This window comes from Flagellimonas onchidii, assembly GCF_004804315.1.
GTDB lineage: Bacteria > Bacteroidota > Bacteroidia > Flavobacteriales > Flavobacteriaceae > Flagellimonas > Flagellimonas onchidii.
The window spans coordinates 138,196-159,535 of record NZ_SRXX01000011.1; the positions used below are offsets into that span (position 1 = coordinate 138,196).

The following is a 21,340-nucleotide window of genomic DNA, read 5'->3' on the forward strand; positions in this document are numbered from 1 at the left end:
CAGTTTTGGATTATTGATATCAGGTTTAGTTCACGGGAACTGTATATTCTATGTACACAGGATTGTCCGAACTATCGCTACCAGCATAAAATCTAAAATGGTACTCTCCCGTAAAAATCACGTTAAATTTAAGAATAGCGGTTACTTCCTCTATTGCCTGCGTACAGGCAGTATTTCCATCCACTAGTTCTGTACCTATCGCTACCACATCACGGTCGGTCTCTCCGGTTTTGGTTATATCGAAACCTTCAAAAAATATACATCCGTTTGGACGCTGATAGGTTACCTCAATGTCATATGTTTCGTTCAATTCAAAGAATTCGGGCATTTGGGCCTCAATAACTTTGAGTGTGGTAAACTGGAAATTTTGACCGTCATCTAAATCGCAAGAGCCTAAAGATGAGGTGATCACCAATAGAACAAACAACGCAATTACCTTTTTCATCATTAAAATACTTTAAACCCTAGATGTTCGGGAAAGGTAAGGGTTGCGTAATAAGGGCCTTAACTTAAAGCAAAAGTTGAAGCTTTTAAATGCTTAGCTATGCATGTACAGCAGCGATGGCCTCTTTGATTTTACCTTCCAACTCTTCCGCAAGTTCTGGATTGTCGGCCAAAAGTGCTTTAACGGCATCACGTCCTTGACCCAATTTCGTATCACCATAACTAAACCAAGAACCGCTTTTCTTTACGATTTCATAGGCAACGCCCAAATCTAAAATCTCACCGATTTTGGAGATTCCCTCACCGTACATAATGTCAAATTCGGCAGTTTTAAATGGTGGAGCCACTTTGTTCTTGACGACTTTTACACGGGTCTTGTTACCTTGTACTGTGCCGTCGGTATCTTTTATTTGGGTGGAACGTCTAATATCCAATCTGACCGAAGCATAAAATTTTAGTGCATTACCTCCCGTTGTGGTTTCAGGATTTCCAAACATTACCCCGATTTTTTCCCTCAATTGGTTGATAAAGATTACGGTACAATTGGTTTTGCTGATGGTGGAGGTTAGTTTTCGTAGAGCCTGCGACATCAAACGGGCATGAAGTCCCATTTTAGAGTCTCCCATTTCCCCTTCGATTTCACTTTTTGGGGTAAGGGCGGCCACCGAATCCACAATTACGATGTCAATAGCACCCGATCTAATCAGATTGTCCGCAATTTCCAATGCTTGCTCCCCATGATCTGGTTGGGAAATAATCAAGTTGTCTATATCAACCCCAAGTTTTTGGGCATAAAACCTATCGAAGGCATGTTCCGCATCAATAAAGGCCGCGATACCTCCGTTTTTTTGGGCTTCTGCAATCGCATGTAGTGTCAAAGTCGTTTTACCAGATGATTCAGGCCCATAGATTTCAATCACCCTACCTCGGGGATAACCACTAACACCTAAAGCAATATCAAGTCCTAAAGACCCCGAAGGAATAACTTCAACATCTTCAACTACACTATCCCCCAATTTCATAACAGCACCTTTTCCGTAGGTTTTGTCAAGTTTATCAAGAGTAAGTTTTAGGGCCTTAAGTTTTGCGTCTTTTTCGTTGCTCATGGTTCTCGTAATTAGGAAGGCTAAATTACCATTTCTTTCCACATGCCACAAAAGCGACGCAACCTTTTTAAAAGAATGTATCTAAAGGTCAACTAACACAAAAAACGACATACCGAATCGAGATTTCGATTCATCACCTCACTAAGCAAAGGGAAAACATTTGCGCTATGAAAAGAAATAAGGTGGTTGAAGGGCTTCATAATTATGAAGCCCTTCTTTTTTGAGGTAAAGAATCTTACCTTTGCCCCGTTTTACAACATTTCTATTCTTTTAACTTAACAATTGGTATAGCATGCAACTGTACAATACATTAAGTGCGAGAGAAAGGGAGAAACTCATAGAGGAAGCTGGCAAAGACCGGTTGACCATCTCTTTCTACAAATATGCACACATTGGAAATCCACAGATTTTAAGAAACCACCTTTTTATAAATTGGCACGAGATGGATGTTCTCGGTAGAATTTATGTGGCCTACGAAGGAGTAAATGCGCAATTGTCGGTTCCGGCAGATAACTTTTCGGCATTTAAAGAGCATCTTGACTCTATCTCATTTTTGGAAAATGTCCGTTTGAATATAGCTGTTGAACAAGACAATAAATCTTTTCTGAAACTGAAAGTAAAGATTAGGGGAAAAATTGTTGCAGATGGTCTAAGCGATGATACTTTTGATGTGACTAACAAAGGCGTTCATGTCGGAGCTGAAAAATTCAATGAACTTATTGAAGATCCCGATACAGTTCTTGTGGATATGCGAAACCACTATGAAAGTGAAATAGGACATTTTAAAAATGCCGTCACACCAGATGTGGATACTTTCCGGGATTCTCTCGACATTATCGAAAATGACCTAAAAGAGCATAAAGAAGATAAAAAGCTGGTCATGTATTGTACTGGAGGTATTCGTTGCGAAAAAGCAAGTGCCTATTACAAGCATAAAGGCTTTAAAAATGTATTTCAACTAGAGGGCGGAATCATTGAATACACCCGACAAGTGAAAGCTCAAAACTTGGAGAATAAATTTCTCGGCAAAAACTTTGTGTTTGACCACAGACGGAGTGAGCGCATCTCGGAAGATGTAATTTCCAACTGCCACCAATGTGGGAAACCTTGTGACACACATGTGAATTGTGCCAACGAAGCCTGTCATTTACTTTTTATTCAATGCGAAGAATGTGCAAAAGCAATGAATGAGTGTTGTTCTTTGGAATGCAAGGAAGTACATGCCTTACCATACGAAGAGCAAAAAAGGCTTCGGAAAGGCAAACATGCCAGCAACAAGATTTTCAAAAAAGGGCGTTCAGAGGTGCTCAAATACAAAAGGTAGCATTTCACTACTGCCGCAAATTATACTATATTTACCATTAGTAATTTTATGAACCCTTTTTAAGGAAACACATAAGCTTTCCTTAAATCAAGATAAAAAATATGGGATGTAGCAGTTGTTCAACCGGAAAGGATGGACAACCGCGGGGTTGCAAGAACAACGGTACTTGCGGCACAGATGGTTGTAATAAGCTAACAGTCTTTGATTGGCTTTCCAATATGTCGTTGCCCAACGGTCAAAAGCCTTTTGATTGTGTAGAGGTACGTTTCAAAAACAGTAGAAAAGAATTTTTTCGAAATGCGGATAATCTCCCTTTGGCCATTGGTGATGTTGTTGCCACGCAGGCCAAATCGGGTCATGACGTTGGCATCGTTACCTTAACAGGGGAATTGGTCAAGGTTCAAATGAAAAGAAAGAAAGTCGCAGTCGATGATGAAACACTTCCAAAAATCTATAGAAAAGCATCACAAAGAGACATCGACATTTGGCAAAAATGTCGAAATAAAGAAGCCGAGATTCAAAAGCGTTCCAGGGAAATAGCGATATCATTGAAACTGGAAATGAAGTTGAGTGATGTGGAGTTTCAGGGCGATGGATCCAAGGCTACCTTTTACTACACAGCAGAAGAACGTGTTGATTTTAGACAATTGATCAAGGACATGGCCAGAGCTTTCGGAATCCGTATAGAAATGCGCCAAATAGGATATCGCCAAGAAGCTCAACGCCTTGGAGGAATTGGATCTTGTGGTCGCGAATTATGTTGCTCCACATGGCTTACTGACTTTAGATCGGTAAGCACGGCATCGGCCAGATATCAACAGTTGGCCTTGAACCCACAAAAATTGGCAGGGCAGTGCGGCAAGTTAAAATGTTGTTTAAACTACGAGCTGGACATGTATTTGGAAGCCCTCAAGGATTTCCCATCCCAGGACAGCAAACTCATGACAGAAAAGGGAATCGCATTTTGCCAGAAAGCAGATATTTTTAAAGAAACGCTTTGGTTTTCCTATAAAGATGATCCGGCGTCGTGGCACGCGCTCGACAAGGAGCAAGTTCTCGAAATTTTGGAGCTGAACAAAAAGAAAAAGAAAATAGCCAGTCTTGAGGAATACGCCCAGGACAATATTAGTGACGAAAAAATGGCCTTTGAGAATGTAGTTGGTCAAGATAGTCTAACCAGATTTGATCGCCCCAAGAAGAAAAGGAACAAGAATAAAAAAAGAAGAAAAAATAGGCCCAAAACTTCGTCCAATGCGCAATAAATTTCTGCTCGCTCTAGTTCTTATATCTTGTATGACCGCCTGTAACGACAACTTGGTCTTTTCAAAATTTAAAACCTTGGAGAACGGAAAATGGGAAATGAATAAGCCGGTAACTTTCGAGTTTTCTTCTTTGGATTCAATCCAGGCGCACAATTTGTTTGTCAACATAAGAAATGACAACACTTTCCCTTTCAGCAACCTTTTTTTGATTACAGAATTGGAATACCCTAATGGGAAAACTTTGAAGGACACCTTGGAGTACAAGATGGCCGAACCTGATGGGAAATGGCTGGGCAAAGGATTGGGAAGTGTTAAAGAAAACAAACTTTGGCTTAAGGAAAAAATCGTTTTTCCTGATTCTGGCGTATATAAACTGAGCATTGCCCACGCTATGCGCAAAAATGGTGATGTGGACGGCCTCCATATTTTAGATGGGGTAACCGACGTTGGTTTGGAAATAGAAAAAAGTACCCACGAATAATGGCAAAAACTAAAAAGAAAGAACAGAAAAGTTTTTTTGTATTTATTAAATGGTTTTGGATTCTTTTCGGTGTTGGAATTCTATCTGCAGCTTTGATTTTTTTATTGGCTTCATGGGGCGCTTTTGGTAAAATGCCCACCTTTGAGCATTTGGAAAACCCAAGTACCAATTTAGCCACGGAAATTATCTCTTCTGATGGAAAAACATTGGGAAAATTTTACTTGGAAGATAACCGAACAGATGTCTCCTATAAAGAACTCCCCCAAAATTTAATCGATGCATTAATTGCAAGTGAGGATAATCGCTTTCACAACCATGCCGGAATTGATTGGTATGGTACCGCAAGAGCATTTTTCTTTTTGGGAAAACGAGGCGGGGCAAGTACCATTTCACAGCAGCTGGCAAGACAACTATTTGTTGGGGTGCGATCTAAGAATAAATGGGAAACTATAAAGCAAAAAGCCATGGAATGGGTCATCGCTACCCGTTTGGAGCGCAGTTACACCAAAGAAGAAATCATTAGCATGTATCTGAACATCTATGATTTTGGAAACAATGCGGATGGCATCCGGTCCGCCGCCAGAATTTATTTTGGGAAAGAACCCAAAGATTTAAAGTTGGAAGAATCAGCTATGCTGGTGGGAATGCTGCAAAATTCATCCCTTTTTAACCCACTGCGTCGCGAAGAACTGACCTGGAAAAAAAGAAATATGGTTTTCGGTCAGATGGCAAAGTTTGAATACATCACGGAGGCAAAGAAAGATTCCCTCCAAGCTTTGGAAATCAACCTGAACTATAACCCAGAATCGCATAGAGAAGGATTGGCCACCTACTTTAGAATGTACATGCAACGTAACTGGTTAAAAAAGTGGGTAAATAACAACCCTAAGCCAGATGGGGAGAAATATAATATTTACTTAGACGGATTAAGAATCTATACGACGATCGATTCAAGAATGCAAAAGAATGCTGAAGAGGCTGTGGAGGCACATATGAAAAATCTACAGACGGAGTTCTTTAACCAAAATACACCAAAGCGCAATCCTACGGCTCCATTTTTAGATTTGACCAAAGGCGCCATTGATACGATAATGCGCCAGGCCATGAAACAATCCGATCGGTGGAGGATTCTTAGAGATCAAGGAAAATCGGCAGAGGAAATTGAAAAGACATTCCACGAGAAGACAGAAATGACGGTTTTCGATTGGAACGGGGAATCCTATGAAAAGGACACTATAATGACCCCTTTAGATTCTATCCGTTATTACAAGACATTTTTAAGGACCGCTATGATGTCGATGGAGCCTCAAACAGGACATGTAAAAGCCTGGGTTGGCGGGGTGGATTATAAGCACTTCCAGTATGATAATGTTTATCAGGGTGCCAGACAAGCAGGGTCAACGTTTAAACCGTTCATTTATGCAGCGGCCATAGATCAGTTGCGTTATTCCCCCTGCGACTCATTACCTGATAATCAATATTGTATAGAGCCTCTGAAACATGGCAACATGGAAGCTTGGTGCCCTAAAAATTCAGATGGAAAGTATTCAGGTAAAAACTTGACGCTTAAACATGCTTTGGCCAAATCGATAAACACGGTTACTGCTCAATTGATTGATAAAGTGGGGCCAGGTTCGGTGGTAGATATTGCCAAAGGCATGGGATTGGGTGATGATATCCCAGAGGTTCCTTCCATTGCATTGGGCACCCACGATTTTGGTGTTTATGACATGGTCGGTGCTTACGGTACTTTTGCGAATCAAGGGGTGTATGTAAAACCCGTAATGGTGACCCGTATTGAAGATAGAAACGGGACTGTGCTTTATGAGTATGTTCCAGAAACCAAAGATGTGTTGAGCAAGGATGTGGCCTATGCAATGGTCAATTTGATGGAAGCTGTGACTGAAATAGGTGGGGGAGCTAGATTAAGACATTCTTTTGCTAAAGAGCAATCGGTTTACAAAAAAATCATTACTGGATATCCTTATGAATTAACTAACCCCATTGCTGGAAAAACGGGGACAACTCAAAATCAAAGTGATGGATGGTTCATGGGAATGGTGCCCAATTTGGTGACCGGAGTTTGGGTAGGTGGTGACAACAGATCAGTCCATTTTAATAGCCTTACGTACGGACAAGGCGCATCTATGGCATTGCCCATTTGGGGCTTGTACATGAAAAAGAATTACGAAAATGAAGAGTTGGGTATTTCCAAAGAAGCCTTTGAAGAACCAGAAGATCTATCCATCAACGTTGATTGTACTAAGGTAAGGGAGGAGCTCCAAGAAGAACTCGATACCGAGGACGATCTAGAAGATGTAGGATTCTAATTTCTACTACGATTAAAAACTTCGCCCCAAGGATAGTTATTCTTGGGGCTTTTTTATTTAAATCGTAATTTCAGGGCCAAATAAATGTGAATTCCATGATCAAAAAAACAGTGCCGAATGTCGAGAAAGCTCTGGACGGTGTAGCGGATAGCATGACCTTTATGCTGGGTGGATTTGGCCTATGCGGCATCCCTGAAAATGCCATAGCCCAATTGGTTAAACTGGGCATCAAAGACATTACTTGCATTTCCAACAATGCTGGAGTGGACGATTTTGGTTTGGGGCTTCTTTTGCAAAACCATCAGATTAAAAAAATGATTTCCTCTTATGTGGGTGAAAATGATGAATTTGAACGCCAAATGCTCAGTGGTGAATTGGAAGTTGAGCTGACCCCACAAGGGACACTTGCCGAAAAATGTAGAGCAGCCCAAGCTGGTTTTCCAGCATTTTATACCCCAGCTGGTTATGGAACCGAGGTTGCGGAAGGCAAAGAAACCAGAGAATTCGATGGAAAGATGTACGTGCTCGAACCAGCATATAAAGCCGACTTTTCTTTTGTAAAAGCGTGGAAGGGTGATGAAGCTGGAAATTTGATTTTTAAAGGAACCGCAAGAAACTTTAATCCTTGCATGTGCGGAGCGGCTAAAATTACGGTTGCAGAAGTTGAAGAACTGGTTCCTGCGGGAAGTTTGGATCCTAACCATATCCATATCCCAGGAATCTTTGTGCAACGCATTTTCCAAGGGGAGAAATACGAAAAAAGAATAGAGCAACGAACGGTAAGGCAAAAAGCGTAAGTATGTTGGATAAAAACGGAATTGCAAAGCGAATTGCAAAGGAAGTCAAAGACGGGTATTACGTAAACTTGGGTATTGGGATCCCTACTCTGGTGGCCAATTTTGTCCGTGAGGATATTAGTGTGGAATTCCAAAGTGAAAATGGGGTGCTTGGGATGGGACCCTTCCCATTTGAAGGAGAAGAGGATGCCGACATCATCAACGCAGGAAAACAAACCATTACAACCTTACCGGGAGCTTCATTTTTTGATTCGGCCACAAGCTTCGGAATGATTCGTGGCCAACATGTTGACCTTACTATTTTGGGAGCAATGGAAGTTGCTGAAAACGGAGATATTGCCAATTGGAAAATTCCTGGTAAGATGGTCAAGGGCATGGGAGGAGCCATGGATTTAGTCGCTTCGGCAGAGAATATCATCGTGGCCATGATGCACACCAATAAAGCAGGAAAGTCTAAATTGCTCAAAAAATGCACCCTACCTTTAACGGGTGTCGGTTGTGTAAAGAAAATTGTGACCAATCTCGCTGTTTTGGAAGTCACCGAAGATGGATTTAAACTTTTGGAAAGAGCACCCGGGGTTTCGGTCGAGGAAATTGTTCAAGCCACCGAAGGCAAACTTGAGGTCAACGGGGATATTCCGGAGATGGAAGTATAATTAAACTACCTCTCAAAGGGCAATAAGTATGTGAAAAACATAGGGTTTTTCAATAGAGCAAGCTATTCTATTATAGTGTTTAATACCGCCCAAACATTGTCCCGTACAATTTGATGCCCTTCAGAAGTGGGATGAATGCCATCTTCTAAATTCAGTTCAGGAATACCGGCAACACCCTCCAATAAAAAAGGGATCAAAGCAATTTGGTTTTCTTCCGCCAGTTCCGGAAAGATTTTACGAAATTCCGAGGTATACTCCGGGCCCATATTGGGAGGAATTTGCATGCCGGCTAGTATAATTTTGGCATCCTTGTTCTTCTCTTTGACCACGTTGATCATGGCTTGCAGGTTTTTCCGGGTTTCTATTAGTGGAATACCGCGAAGCCCATCGTTGGCACCCAATTCCAACACAAACACATCTACCTTTTGATTCAGCACCCAGTTCAGACGATTGCGCCCTCCAGCTGTGGTCTCTCCACTAAGTCCCGAATTGATTACCGTATACTTAAGACCCAATGAATCCAAATGCTCTTGAATGAGTGCTGGAAAAGCTTGTTCAAGTTCCAAACCATATCCAGCTGTCAAACTGTCCCCGAAGAACAAAATCACCTTATCAGAGGTTTCGTCTTCAACGACCTTTTCCGCATTGGTATTCCCATCAGATACTTCCGGGGTTGTTTTCGGAGCGTCACGACATGAAATCAGGAAACAAAAAATAAAAAAATAACGAAACTTTAAGAGGCAATGCATACGATAAAGGTCTTGAAATAAAATCATTTACCTAATTTTCTGGTTTAAGAAAAAAGGAAGCGTAAATACCATGTCAAAGATATTAAACGTCGAGCATCTAGGGAAAACCTATACAAGCGGCTCGAAACAATTAACAGTGTTAGATGATATCAATTTTAGCGTTGAAACAGGAGAGACCTTCGCTATTATTGGACCTTCCGGTAGTGGAAAAACCACTTTGTTGGGTCTCTGTGCCGGATTGGACTATCCTGATACTGGCACAGTAGAATTATCAGGTACGGATATAAGCAGTTTGAACGAAGATGAGCGTGCCCGACTGCGCAACGAAAATGTAGGCTTTATTTTTCAGAATTTTCAGTTGCTACCTACGCTTACAGCTATTGAAAATGTGGTTGTCCCATTGGAACTTCAAGGAGTAAATAATCCTATGAAAATTGGGAAGGAACTGTTGGGCAAGGTTGGACTGGGTGACCGTCTTCATCACTATCCATCACAACTTTCCGGTGGTGAGCAACAGCGTGTGGCCTTGGCCCGTGCTTTTTCAAATGGCCCTTCAATTTTGTTTGCCGATGAACCTACTGGAAACCTTGACCAAGACACTGGCGACCGGATAGTACAACTATTATTTGAGCTGAATCAGGAGGCGGGTACTACCTTGGTCATTGTCTCCCACGACTTGGAGCTGGCGCAAAAATGTAAACATCAATTGCGATTGCGAGGAGGAAAAGTGGTGTCGAACGAAATTTTGATTGAATCTTGATGCATTCCGTTGAAAAACAGTCCAGAGCTGGATGGAAATGGCTTTTGAAAATGGCTTGGCGGGATAGTAAGGCCAGTGGAGGTCGTTTATTGCTATTTACTGCCTCTATTATTTTAGGTATCGCTGCTGTGGTATCCATCCAATCCTTTAGTGATAATTTGGAAGAAAACATTGCCTTGCAATCCAAGACCTTGATGGGCGCGGATTTTGTTATTGACAGCAACCAACCACCTAATGAACGGGTAATGGCCATTATAGATTCGCTTGGGGGAGCTGATGGGCGCTCGGTGGGATTTCCGTCAATGGCCGCTTTTCCAAAAAGTGGGGATGCCAAATTGGTCGGGGTTCGCGGCATTGAAGGGGAATATCCGTTTTATGGGGAACTGGAAACCAAACCCGAAGCGGCAGCCCAAAACTATCAAAAGTCGGGCGGAGCACTGGTGGACGGAACCCTTATGTTGCAATACGGTTTGAAAGTAGGGGACTCGATTAAACTGGGAAATTCTGTATTTCCGATTCTGGGCACTTTGATTTCGTCCCCTGGGACTTCAGGAATAGGCGCTTCTATAGCTCCACCGGTAATAATTCCATACGATGAAGTCGAGGGCACTGGGTTAATTCAAATGGGCAGTCGTGTAGAATACGATTTTTATTTTGTGGCAGAACCTGAACAAGACTTGGAGGCGTTGGACGAAAAGGTGGACCCTCAACTCGATGTGGAAAACGCGGACCTAGATACGCATATCAGTACCGCCGAGCAACTCGGTCGAAGCTATGATAATTTCGGAAAGTTTTTAAACCTGATGGCATTTATTGCGCTCCTTTTGGGGTGTGTTGGAGTTGCCAGTTCGGTGCATATTCATATAAGGGAAAAATTACGCTCGGTAGCTGTATTAAAGTGTATTGGTGCCACCCGTAAACAGACTTTTTTGATTTATCTAATACAAGTGGCTGGCATGGGACTGGTTGGCGGTGTGCTCGGTATATTGGGTGGTTTGCTCTTGCAGCAATCCTTTCCGTTGCTGCTGCAAGGTTTTTTACCGTTTGATGTTCAAGTATCCCTTGTGCCCAACGCAATTTTTTCAGGGCTGATACTGGGGGTATTATTGGCCGTATTATTCGCCTTAATGCCATTGTTGAATACCTGGTTTGTTTCACCGCTTCAAGTGCTGCGGATTGAGGATAGCGGGAATCAAAAATCACGAAAATTACAATTATGGGTAGTGTTGGGGATTGTTCTGTTTGTTTTTTCGTTCTCTTTTTGGTTGTTGGAGAGTATTCGATACGCCCTGTATTTTGTGCTTGGCGTCTTGGTCGTTTTTGCTTTATTAGGAGGAGCTGCCACACTTTTCATGCGGGCCATCAAGAGATATTTTCCAACTTCTTGGGGCTTTACCTCAAGGCAAAGTCTTTTGAACCTGTACCGTCCCAATAATCAAACATCGGTACTGATATTGGCCATTGGTGTAGGCACCTTTTTAATCAGCACACTTTATTTTACTAAAGACATTCTTTTGGCTCAGGTTTCTTTGGAAGCTTCGGAGGATACCCCAAACCTAATTTTGATGGATGTCCAAACCGAAGAAAAACTTGCAGCTGCCCATAGCATTGAAGCGTCGGGGCTAGACGTTCTCAATAATATCCCCATTATAACCATGCGGGTGCATCAAATTAAAGACCGCCCTGTTCGGGAGCTTATTCTAGATTCCACAGCGACGCAAAATCGATGGGTTTTGTTTCATGAATTTCGAGTGACGTATCGAGATTCTTTAGTGGCATCAGAACGAACCATAGAGGGTACTTGGCCCCTTGAACGAAAAGAAAATGGAATCATTCCCATTTCAATATCGGAGAATGTGGCCGCCGATGCACAGGTGAAATTGGGAGACACCTTGGTGTTTAATGTACAAGGGGTGTTAATGGAAACCCAAGTGGCCCATCTTCGAGCTTTGGATTGGGCACGAATGCAAATCAACTTTAATATTCTTTTCCCTTCGGGAGTCTTGGAGGAGGCCCCGCAGTTTCATGTGTTGACGACTAAAGCACCCGATGCGATCAAATCAGCCTCGTTACAACGGGAGCTGGTTCGAAAATTCCCTACGGTATCCATTATCGATTTACGACAAATACTTACCGTTATTGAAGGTATTCTAAGCAAAATTGCATGGGTCATCAACTTTATGGCGTTTTTTAGTATCCTTACAGGAATCATTGTACTTATAGGCTCGGTCCGAACCAGCAAATATCAAAGGATAAAGGAAAATGTGCTGTTGCGTACTTTAGGGGCAAAAAGCAAACAGATTCTTCGCATTACGGCCCTTGAATATTTTTATTTGGGTCTTTTGGGAGGAGGAATCGGTATTGTGTTATCCCTATTGGGTAGTCTTTTATTGGCGCAGTTCGTTTTCGAGGTCAGTTTTGTGCCATCTACGATTCCCTTTTTGGTGGTCCTACCGAGCATTGTAATTCTTGTGCTTCTCATCGGGATGTTAAATAGTAAAAGTGTACTTCGGAACCCTCCTTTGGAGGTGCTTCGGAAAGAAGGGGGCTGATATTGCGAAACTGTGGGCGCCAATTTTTGATGTTCTGCCCAAAAACAGATTCATTTATTTTAGTAAAGCAAGGATGAAGAAGATAGATTTATAAAACTGAAGTCTTTTTGGGCTGAAATCGGTTTTAAAGAGAATTCCACCTTCTATCATAAAAGCTTGACCCTTATTGGTCCTGCGGTTTCTGAATGATTACTTTTAAGTAAACTTAATTTGAGGGTTTTTAAAAGATGGCCCATGGGTAAACCCTGCTGCTTTGATTGCTGGAGCCAAAACATCAGCTAGAAATTCTTTTTCTTCAGTATCTAGTTCAAACCACGGAAGTTCATCTACCATGTCAGATATCATAACTAGTTTAACATCACTTGATTCAGAAGATTCGTTGATTTCCTCCAGTTTTTGAAGAAAACCAATTGTGGAACTCCTTAGGATTTCTATTATTGATTTATCTGAAGGGTTTAAACCACGAGCTTCCCAGTTGGAATGATTTTCATAAACATCTGATTTCCTTATACTAGTTACTATTTCTTTAAAATCGCCTTCGGTCATCATTTTTATTGAACGTTAACATAAATTGAAACACCGACAATTATAACAATCATTAAGATAGCAAGTATTATTGCTAACCTAGTATTTCCCTTAATGAACTCTGTAATTAAATCAAGTATTTGCTCTATCATGGTCTACTTGAACTTTTACAAAAAAACCGTGAGCTGTTTTGCTAAAATTAAAACATCTCTTAAACTGTTAAATAGCAGGCAGTTGCGTCATTTTTTTGTATCTTTTATCAAAACGTGAAGTTACCAATTTAGGTGTTTTTTGCCTGCAGGTTAGATTTCATCCCAAAAGAACATTAGCGCTGCTGGATTTGGAAATAGTTAATCTTACTTTTAAACATATGATGATTAAGAAAGTTTTTCTGGCCTCTGTGCTGGTGATACTAAGCCTCTTCGTTTTATCCTGTGAGAGCGATGAAAGTGAAGAAGACGGGATAGATTTTTCCGACTGTTCACTTACGGGATCTAATTTTTCAATATCTGATATAGCCGGAAACTGGACAGCAACACAGGCCAACTTTGATATTCCTGGAACTTCAGAACAAATTGATGTGGTTGCAGACGGTGGAACGGTTACGCTCAATGTCCAGACTAATGGCGGATTTACTCTGGTAATTACTGAAAATGGATCCGCTAGCGAATCCACAACAGGAGATTTGGCTTTCTGCGAAGGACTATTCACTGTTCGATATGATGATGCCCTAAACGACCCCGAAACTATTCAGGGGTCACTAAATAATGGTATTTTCACAATCACAGGACCGGTTGAATATGATGTTGATGGAGACGGTAATGAAGATGAAGCTTTTGTAGTTTTGAGATTGCAAAGAAGCTAAATAACGACGCATCGCCGTAAAAATTTTCCAGACCGGAGCTTAATTTTTGTTTTCGAAAACCGAAAAGAAATTGAAGTGTTCGAATCTGTTCCAGCTCTTTGTATCCAATTTCAGTATACAGCTTTGGGTAGTTTAATTATATGCTAAAGTTGGGGTTTCCGCATTTCAAGTGCCAAAAGAAAGGAAAGACAGCTCAAAAGATGTAGTCATTCCCTAATAAATAGTATATTTCTGACCTCAATACTTTAATACAATGTCCTTGAAGTTAGGAAGAGTACTCATTTTAATTGTTTCTACCTTTTGCCTTACGACAGCAAGTTCCCAATCAAAAGACATAGTGTATCTTGATGAGGGTTATCAAAAAATATCAAAGTACGAGTTTGACAGAAAGAGCAATTCCAAACTTTATTATGCCCTTCAATATGATTTGGATACAATCATCTTTAAACGGGTATTTCTAAAGTACTATATGGGTCATTTAGACGCCACAGACAAAAACCAACTATTTGCCTTGTTAAAACACCGAAACGGTGTCGATACCTCTAAAACCATATTTGTACATTACAAAGACACCTTACCTTCAATAGATAGTTTTCCTGAAAAAGATTCCATAGTCTATTTTAAGAATGGGAAACATAGACATATTGTATCGCATAAGACTTTTGTTAATGGACACCGTAATTGCGAACAAAGTGGCTCTACAAAAAAAATTGGCATATACCATTTTTTCAATTTTAACGCAGGCCATCCTATACAAATCGACAAGGTAAAATGGCATCAGGACCATCACAGTCTTTTAAGAAAGCTGTTTTACAATAAAAGTGATAACAATCGCAATTGGACCTTGTTGATACATCCTAACGGAGATTTTGTAATCAACAACGGGGCATCATACAGCTCAAAAGTGTGGAGAGATTTAAAAAAGCACAAAAACTGGGATACCCATCTAAAAGATTTCACTAGAAGATTTCGTTCCTTAAACAGCTATTCAGGAAAGTAAAATGAATAGAAAGATTAGAAGATAGGTTTACATAATTATCGTTTTAATCAATTTTCGCACTCACTTGTTTAAGTCCTTTTCTTACAACAAAAAATAATAGTTACACAACAAACATTTTTTGGTGTAAATAGTTGTTTTTAGTTTTGATATTATTGAATTTTTTCCCAAATTAACACCATTAAAATCAACACCATGGCACCCAGATTAAACCGCGCTTCTATGGACGAAACAGTCCAAGTGTACAGAAACGACTTTTTTACAGGATTTATACTTTTGATCAAAAAGCTTTTTATGCTTTAAACCTATAAAACCTAACTTAAGAAAGAGCTGACGAAAGTTTGGCTCTTTTTTTTTTGCCTTGATTTTCTGTGGTTAAATTTGACCATGGAATTATACCTACAGCAATGTACCCTTTCCGACTTGGATTTGCTCGTCAAAATATCCTTGGAGACCTTTGCGGCAGCCTTTGAAAAACACAATGACCCCAGGGACTTTAGTGACTACGTAACCTCAGCGTTTAACAACCACAAACTGAGTGCTGAGATTCAAAACCCAAACTCTTGGTTCTATTTTGTGAAGCATAATGAGGAAACCATCGGGTACATAAAATTGAACAGGGGAGAAGCCCAATCCGATATTAAAGATGATAAATCCCTGGAATTGGAGCGTATATATGTTCTTCAACCCTATCAGGGAAAGGGAATCGGTCGTTGGATCCTTGAGCAAATAAGACAACTGGCCCTAAAACAGCGAGTAGACTTTATTTGGCTTGGGGTATGGGAAAAAAACGAAGCAGCCATTCGGTTTTATCAAAAACATGGCTTTACCAAATTTGGCGCACACCCTTACTACATAGGAAAAGACAAGCAGACCGACTGGTTAATGCGGTCTGATCTTTAGCAGGTTGTCCAAAAAAAGCGTGTCACCCTCGGCCTGGAGCCGAAAAGCAATAGAATTTTCATAAGCGGCATGAACCAAAAGTGAAATAGCTTGGGCATTGGTCTTGGTCAAGCTGTTGGTTCTGTAAACTACATCTCTAATGGTGGAAAAACTCACATTGCTCCGCAAAGCGATATTGGCATAATCGTCCTTGGTAACATTTCTACGTAAGATTTTAGATAGTTCTTCACTAATTGGTTTGCCATGTTCTTCTTTGGAAAACATGTTCTCACTGTTGACTACTAGACCGAAATTTTTGATTGACCCCATACTGAAGATTTTTTAGGTGTTCGTGAATTTATCTCTTGAGGTCGAATCCTATTTTCTATATTTGGTCTGTAACCCAATTACAGATATAAATAGTCTTGCTGCGCAAATCAAAAATACGAAAATAATTACATATATCTAAGAAAAGCATGCGAACGATTAAGCAGTTAAGAAAAAATATGGGTATCAGTCAGACGCTTTTGGCCGAAGCAGTGGGGGTTAGTCTACGTACCATTCAAAATTATGAACAGCAAGGCGCCAGCATTCCATCCAAAAATCTATCTAAAATTGCCTCTTACTTTGATTTAAGTGTGACTGAATTATATCTGCAAGAGGAAAATGAACCATATACGGAAAAGAAAACCTTTATAAGAAACGGTTGTACCTTCTACCCTTTGGATGATACCAAACATTTTGTTCGGGTGCCCTTGATCCTCATTGAGCGGCAAGAGAAATATATCGAAAGTTTAGCTGAAAGCCGATTGGGCAACAGTCCATTTAAGACAGCTTTTGTTATCGACTTTTTAGATGAAGACCCACATAAGGCATTTGAAGTTTCCGGAGACTCCATGAACGATGGGAGCATTGATGCCATTCCCAACAAAGCCATTGTATTGGGAATTAAAATAAAAAAGGAAAGCTTTACCAAAGAAAACAATGTGATGGTCGGTAAACCTTATGTTCTGGTTTGTACCGACAGGATTATTTGCAAAAAAATCATTGATTTTGATACCTTAAAAAAGACCCTTCGGTGCCAAAATTTAAATACCTCTCCTGAATATCAAGATTTCGATGTGGCTATGGAGGACGTGTTGGAGGTTTTTAGAATCGCCAAAAAACAATTTTAACCTTAGATTTTATTTAAAATCTCGGCAGCCCTGTCCAGCACATCATTGGTCTTTGCAAAACAAAAGCGAAGGAACTTTTGATTATAAGCTTCATTACAGAAAACGGAAACCGGAATGCTGGCCAGTTGATGTTCTTTGATCAATCGTTCTGCGAAAACCGTATCGTTTTCATCCGTGATATTGGAATATTCCAACAATTGAAAATACGTTCCCGATGAAGGGATCATTTGGAACCTGGAGTCCTTAATCGCATCCAAAAAGTAATCTCGTTTTTTTTGATAGAAGGCATTCAGCTCCAAGTAATGTTTGGGTTCCTTTAAGTATTGGGCCAAGGCCATTTGAAGGGCATGACTCACAGAAAATATATTGAACTGGTGTACCTTTCGGAATTCTTTCATTAAATGCTCTGGCCCGGCACAATATCCCATTTTCCAACCGGTGGCATGAAAGGTCTTGCCAAAGGAAGAGCAGATCATACTTCTTGAGGCCAAATCAGAATATTTCGCTACGCTCTCATGCCCTTTGCCATCAAAAACAATGTGCTCATATACTTCATCACTTAATAAAATAATATCTGTTCCTCTCAAGATTTCCTGAAGACGGAGCATATCATCTGCTGACCAAATCGTACCCGTTGGGTTATGTGGAGTGTTAATGACCACCATTCTGGTTTTTGATGAGATTGCGGCTTTAAAAACATCCCAATTCATTTTAAAATTATTTCCCTCAAGCTCTACGGGGATTACTTTTCCTCCGTAAAGCTCAATGGAAGGCTCATAACTGTCATAAGCTGGTTTTAGCACAATTACTTCATCACCCTTTTGCACAAAGGCTGAAACAGTGGTAAAAATGGCTTGGGTGGCCCCAGAAGTAATGATTATTTCTGATTCGGGATGGTAATGCGTCCCGTATAAGGTCTCAATCTTTTGCGAGATCATTTCCCTAAGGGAAAACACACCGGGCATAGGCGCATATTGGTTGTATCCTTCCTTGTAGGCCTCGCCCACCAGTTTTAAAAGGTCAGGGTTAGGGTCAAAATTAGGAAACCCCTGAGATAGATCTATAGCATCATGTTGCCTAGCCAATGCTCCAATAGTAGTAAATATGGTAGTGCCTACATTAGGCAACTTGGATTCAATTATATTCATCAACGGAATGCCTTTTTAATGATTCAAATACTTTTTGAAGGCAATCATCAAGATGCTCTTTTACCTCACTTTCCCAAAACCGGAATACCGTATAGCCCAATGCGTCCAATGCAGCATTGACTTCTTGATCGCGTTGGATATTTCGTTCAATTTTCGGAATCCAGAATTCGCGATTGGTCTTGATTCTTTGTTTGCGTTCTTCCCAATTATACCCATGCCAGAATTCACCATCAATAAAAATCACGGTTTTGTGTTTTTTTAGTACAATGTCTGGTTTACCAATGAGTTTTTTATAATCGATGCGATATCGATAGCCGGCAGCCCAAAGGGCTTTTCGAAATGCAAGTTCAGGTTTGGTGTTTTTCCCACGAATCTTACCCATAATCTTAGATCGCTCTGGGGTGGTATGAAATCCGGATTCTTCATTAAATCGGGGGACTTTGATTCGTTCTTCTGGGTATTTTTTTGGCATAGTTGAGGTTTTTTTTCGGGGCCTTTTTTATAATTTCTAGCTTATATCCGACCCCATGGATATTGATAATATTTATACGATTGTCATCCTTGAACTTTTTCCTAAGCTTTGAAATAAAAGTGTCCAAGCTTCGACCAACAAAAACGCCCTTATCTTCCCAAATTTCCTTCAAAAGAAAATCCCGTTTTACTACCTTGTTTTGATTGTTGCACAATATTTGGAGCAACTCTGATTCTTTGGAAGTAAGTTTAATACTCAGGTCATTTTTTACCAATTCATTTTGGTCTTTATAAAATTTATAATCCCCAATTGTCTCAAAAGATAGCGTACTAGGCATTTTGGTTTCTTGCTTCTTTTTGGTCCAATAAAGCAACGCTATCCCCATCATGCCCAAAAGAGTCAGTACATACCATGAGGTGCCCAAACTCAGTCCCATTAATGAGACGCTATTCTTAAAGGATACGGTTATAGTGTAACAATGTAAAGGTAGATTTCGCCCTAAGCACGGAACAATGTTTTTTTCCTCGTCATTGGACACGGAATAACTGTAAGACACTTCTTGGTTGTTGCAATTAATGACCTCAACAAGATAATCATTGGGAAGGTCCAAAGCGTTAAAGTTTTTGTCAATTGCCTTTACCAAGCTATCAGGAGCTATAGAAAGTTCAGTTTGAAAAGATAACTGGAAATTACTCTTCTCTATTTCGGTTACCGGCAACACCAAAGAGGTGGAATCTTTGCTTTGCAATAACAATGAATTTCCGGTATTTCTTAATGCAATTTTGACCAAACTTGAAAAAGTCTCTTTTTCCGTATTTGTTGAATAACCACTTATTATAAAGGAAAGCACCAACAAAAAAAGAGCACAAACTATATAAGTAACTGTTTTCATTCGTATAGAATTCAGAATCCGAAAAATTGCAATTTTTTGCACTTCATTTACATTTTATTCACGACTCGGAAGCAGCCTGAGTCTAGATTTGTCCAAAAACATAACAATGAAAAAAATCATCATCTTATTGGTAAGCATCAGCACTATTTCAATAGCGCAAGGACAAGGTAACATAAAAATTGACACATCAAGAAGTGTAATCAAGTGGAAGGGCTCCAACCTTTTTAAATTTAACCAACATTATGGAACCGTTAACTTTTTGAGTGGGGAAATTTCCATGAACGGGCCGGCCATATCTGGAGGAAAATTTGTTGTGGATATGAACAGCATCATGAATACTGATGGCAAATACAATGAAATGCTAGTCTCCCACCTTAAGAACAAAGATTTTTTTGATGTTGAAAAACATCCAGAGGCTAAATTGGAGATTCATCAAGTAAAACCAGATGACAATGGGCAGATGGAAATTGAAGCTTTGTTAACCATAAAAGGAATTTCCAGACCCATAAAATTTAGTTCTACCATGGAAAAAGGACCCAATGGGGCCTTGCTTAAATCAAAATTTATAATTGATAGAACGCGATGGGGCATCAGTTACGAATCCAAGGGAATCGTTGGAAGTGTCAAGGAGGGGATTATTTCTGATGCTATTGAACTTGAGGTAATTATCGTTTTTCGATCTCTATGTTGAGTACATGAAAAAGTACCTTTCTATCATTTTAGTCAGTATTTTGATTTCCTGTACTTCAGGTCAGGATGAGAATAAAAAAACGCTTTGGACCGTAGCTTGGAACCCTAATGGCAAGTACATTGCTACAGGAGGAAACCAAGATGAACTAAAGATTTTTGACACCAAGACCTTTGAACTCATAAACACCTTTCCGGTCAAAGACGTTCAATTGAGCAGGGTCAAATGGCATCCTACAAAGAACATTCTTGCGGTAATAACCCAAGGCAGAACCTTTAAGGCCAAACTATTGAACCTTGAAAAAAATGAGTGGATAGATCTACAGGATTTAGAGTCTAGTTTTCGAGCTTTGGATTGGAATCACACAGGGGAACTCCTTGCGGTATCTGAACTTGAAAAAGCGGTATCTGTTTATACTATGGATGGAGCTCGCGTTAGCAGATTTAAGGCCGATCCCAAGGGTGTTGCAGGATTGGATTGGCATCCGACCAAAAATATCATGGTCACAGTGGGGGACCAGATAGGAATCTATTCTCAGCATGGAGATACTATCAATTCGTTCAAATCCAGAACGGAAGAAACGCTATTGCTCTGTGTGGAATGGCATAAATCGGGTGATTTTTTTGCGATTGGAGACTATGGGGCACTCAAGAATAAAGTAAACGACAAGGACAAACTTATCCAGTTCTGGAACATAGAAGGGGGAAAACTTTTTGAAGCAGCACTTAGGAATGTCGAGTATCGGAACATTAGATGGAACCCAAATAGGGAAAAATTAGCAAGCGCCAGTGACGCTTTGCGCATATGGTCCAAAGAAGGAAAACTCATTGCAGAATCAAAATCAACCGAAGATTACCTATGGGGAGTGGATTGGAGTCCGGACGGTAAGTTTATAGTGACCTCAAGCAGTGAAGGTAAAATGGTTTTATGGGATGAAAATGCAATTTCGCTAAGAACCATTGAAGAATAAAAGCTATCCGTTTGATTACCAAATCTGTTCGGTCTATTTCAATAGCTTTTTTGAAAGCATTCTATATTTTTATGAGTACCCACTGTCACAAACCTTCCCTCCTTATCCGAAACCTTTCAGCCGTCATGTCCAAGCAATTTTGGCGAAGAAGGCCCATCCGTCAATCCAAACAGGGCATCCGTCAATTGGCAGGCCAAAACCATTGATCATTATCCTACTTTGGTGGCCGTTAACCGATTAAATCTTACCAAAATGAAAAAAATTG

At 40.3% G+C, this 21,340-nt stretch carries 22 protein-coding genes; 14 read left to right on the plus strand and 8 right to left on the minus strand.

Annotated features, from left to right (window positions below; translation table 11 throughout):
- Window positions 1–25 precede the first annotated feature (25 nt).
- On the minus strand, window positions 26–448 hold the full coding sequence (locus E4661_RS12925) for a hypothetical protein (RefSeq protein ID WP_240751475.1): 423 nt from the start codon (window positions 446–448) through the stop codon (window positions 26–28).
- Between the two features lie 94 nt (window positions 449–542).
- Window positions 543–1,550 (minus strand): recombinase RecA, encoded by a 1,008-nt coding sequence (gene recA / locus E4661_RS12930; protein WP_136467866.1) that lies wholly within the window; start codon window positions 1,548–1,550, stop codon window positions 543–545.
- A 292-nt stretch (window positions 1,551–1,842) separates the two neighbouring features.
- On the opposite strand from recA, the gene trhO reads away from it, so the two are divergent.
- From trhO to E4661_RS12960, 6 genes are all read left to right on the plus strand, one after another.
- Complete coding sequence (trhO, locus tag E4661_RS12935) at window positions 1,843–2,874, plus strand: oxygen-dependent tRNA uridine(34) hydroxylase TrhO (RefSeq protein ID WP_136467867.1); 1,032 nt, start codon at window positions 1,843–1,845, stop codon at window positions 2,872–2,874.
- A 101-nt stretch (window positions 2,875–2,975) separates the two neighbouring features.
- Window positions 2,976–4,136: a PSP1 domain-containing protein gene (locus tag E4661_RS12940; RefSeq protein WP_136467868.1), complete on the plus strand. Its 1,161-nt coding sequence runs from the start codon at window positions 2,976–2,978 to the stop codon at window positions 4,134–4,136.
- On the plus strand, window positions 4,126–4,617 hold the full coding sequence (locus tag E4661_RS12945) for a gliding motility lipoprotein GldH (RefSeq protein WP_136467869.1): 492 nt from the start codon (window positions 4,126–4,128) through the stop codon (window positions 4,615–4,617). Before E4661_RS12940 ends, E4661_RS12945 begins: the two co-directional genes overlap by 11 nt.
- Window positions 4,617–6,947 carry a penicillin-binding protein 1A gene (locus E4661_RS12950; protein ID WP_136467870.1) on the plus strand — a complete coding sequence of 777 codons (2,331 nt, stop codon included), beginning with the start codon at window positions 4,617–4,619 and terminating at the stop codon, window positions 6,945–6,947. Before E4661_RS12945 ends, E4661_RS12950 begins: the two co-directional genes overlap by 1 nt.
- A 95-nt stretch (window positions 6,948–7,042) precedes the next feature.
- The gene (locus tag E4661_RS12955) at window positions 7,043–7,744 is read left to right on the plus strand and encodes a CoA transferase subunit A (protein ID WP_136467871.1); all 702 of its coding nucleotides are present in this window, start codon (window positions 7,043–7,045) and stop codon (window positions 7,742–7,744) included.
- A gap of 2 nt (window positions 7,745–7,746) precedes the next feature.
- Window positions 7,747–8,400: a CoA transferase subunit B gene (locus tag E4661_RS12960; RefSeq protein WP_136467872.1), complete on the plus strand. Its 654-nt coding sequence runs from the start codon at window positions 7,747–7,749 to the stop codon at window positions 8,398–8,400.
- Between the two features lie 62 nt (window positions 8,401–8,462).
- Here E4661_RS12960 and E4661_RS12965 read toward each other — a convergent pair whose 3' ends face one another.
- Complete coding sequence (locus E4661_RS12965; protein ID WP_136467896.1) at window positions 8,463–9,149, minus strand: arylesterase; 687 nt, start codon at window positions 9,147–9,149, stop codon at window positions 8,463–8,465.
- 70 nt (window positions 9,150–9,219) lie between these two features.
- On the opposite strand from E4661_RS12965, the gene E4661_RS12970 reads away from it, so the two are divergent.
- A complete protein-coding gene (locus tag E4661_RS12970; protein ID WP_136467873.1) occupies window positions 9,220–9,909 on the plus strand; it encodes an ABC transporter ATP-binding protein in 690 nt (229 codons plus the stop codon).
- Window positions 9,909–12,461 carry an ABC transporter permease gene (locus tag E4661_RS12975; RefSeq protein ID WP_240751476.1) on the plus strand — a complete coding sequence of 851 codons (2,553 nt, stop codon included), beginning with the start codon at window positions 9,909–9,911 and terminating at the stop codon, window positions 12,459–12,461. Before E4661_RS12970 ends, E4661_RS12975 begins: the two co-directional genes overlap by 1 nt.
- A 195-nt stretch (window positions 12,462–12,656) precedes the next feature.
- Here the strand turns inward: E4661_RS12975 and E4661_RS12980 are convergent, their stop codons facing one another.
- The gene (locus tag E4661_RS12980; protein ID WP_136467874.1) at window positions 12,657–13,010 is read right to left on the minus strand and encodes a hypothetical protein; all 354 of its coding nucleotides are present in this window, start codon (window positions 13,008–13,010) and stop codon (window positions 12,657–12,659) included.
- A 346-nt stretch (window positions 13,011–13,356) separates the two neighbouring features.
- On the opposite strand from E4661_RS12980, the gene E4661_RS12985 reads away from it, so the two are divergent.
- The 3 genes from E4661_RS12985 (at window position 13,357) to E4661_RS12995 (ending at window position 15,751) form a co-directional block, all read left to right on the plus strand.
- Window positions 13,357–13,851, plus strand: coding sequence for a hypothetical protein (locus tag E4661_RS12985; protein WP_136467875.1), 495 nt, complete (start codon window positions 13,357–13,359; stop codon window positions 13,849–13,851).
- A 253-nt stretch (window positions 13,852–14,104) separates the two neighbouring features.
- Window positions 14,105–14,851, plus strand: coding sequence for a hypothetical protein (locus tag E4661_RS12990; RefSeq protein ID WP_136467876.1), 747 nt, complete (start codon window positions 14,105–14,107; stop codon window positions 14,849–14,851).
- Between the two features lie 384 nt (window positions 14,852–15,235).
- Window positions 15,236–15,751 (plus strand): GNAT family N-acetyltransferase, encoded by a 516-nt coding sequence (locus E4661_RS12995; RefSeq protein ID WP_136467877.1) that lies wholly within the window; start codon window positions 15,236–15,238, stop codon window positions 15,749–15,751.
- Here the strand turns inward: E4661_RS12995 and E4661_RS13000 are convergent.
- A complete protein-coding gene (locus E4661_RS13000; protein ID WP_136467878.1) occupies window positions 15,731–16,060 on the minus strand; it encodes a hypothetical protein in 330 nt (109 codons plus the stop codon). The two genes, E4661_RS12995 and E4661_RS13000, sit on opposite strands and share 21 nt — an antisense overlap.
- 146 nt (window positions 16,061–16,206) lie before the next feature.
- Here E4661_RS13000 and E4661_RS13005 point away from each other — a divergent pair, with 146 nt between their 5' ends.
- The gene (locus tag E4661_RS13005; protein ID WP_136467879.1) at window positions 16,207–16,905 is read left to right on the plus strand and encodes an XRE family transcriptional regulator; all 699 of its coding nucleotides are present in this window, start codon (window positions 16,207–16,209) and stop codon (window positions 16,903–16,905) included.
- Window positions 16,906–16,907: 2 nt separating this feature from the next.
- On the opposite strand, the gene E4661_RS13010 is transcribed toward E4661_RS13005, so the two are convergent.
- The 3 genes from E4661_RS13010 to E4661_RS13020 are packed head-to-tail and all read right to left on the minus strand — an operon-like array spanning window position 16,908 to window position 19,417.
- Window positions 16,908–18,053 carry a methionine aminotransferase gene (locus E4661_RS13010; protein ID WP_136467880.1) on the minus strand — a complete coding sequence of 382 codons (1,146 nt, stop codon included), beginning with the start codon at window positions 18,051–18,053 and terminating at the stop codon, window positions 16,908–16,910.
- On the minus strand, window positions 18,040–18,525 hold the full coding sequence (locus E4661_RS13015) for a very short patch repair endonuclease (RefSeq protein ID WP_136467881.1): 486 nt from the start codon (window positions 18,523–18,525) through the stop codon (window positions 18,040–18,042). The genes E4661_RS13010 and E4661_RS13015 overlap by 14 nt, the downstream gene beginning before the upstream one ends.
- Window positions 18,479–19,417 (minus strand): winged helix-turn-helix domain-containing protein, encoded by a 939-nt coding sequence (locus E4661_RS13020; RefSeq protein ID WP_136467882.1) that lies wholly within the window; start codon window positions 19,415–19,417, stop codon window positions 18,479–18,481. Before E4661_RS13020 ends, E4661_RS13015 begins: the two co-directional genes overlap by 47 nt.
- Before the next feature lie 106 nt (window positions 19,418–19,523).
- On the opposite strand from E4661_RS13020, the gene E4661_RS13025 reads away from it, so the two are divergent.
- Complete coding sequence (locus E4661_RS13025) at window positions 19,524–20,108, plus strand: YceI family protein (protein ID WP_136467883.1); 585 nt, start codon at window positions 19,524–19,526, stop codon at window positions 20,106–20,108.
- Window positions 20,109–20,112: 4 nt separating this feature from the next.
- On the plus strand, window positions 20,113–21,075 hold the full coding sequence (locus E4661_RS13030; RefSeq protein WP_136467884.1) for a WD40 repeat domain-containing protein: 963 nt from the start codon (window positions 20,113–20,115) through the stop codon (window positions 21,073–21,075).
- Window positions 21,076–21,340: the final 265 nt, after the last annotated feature.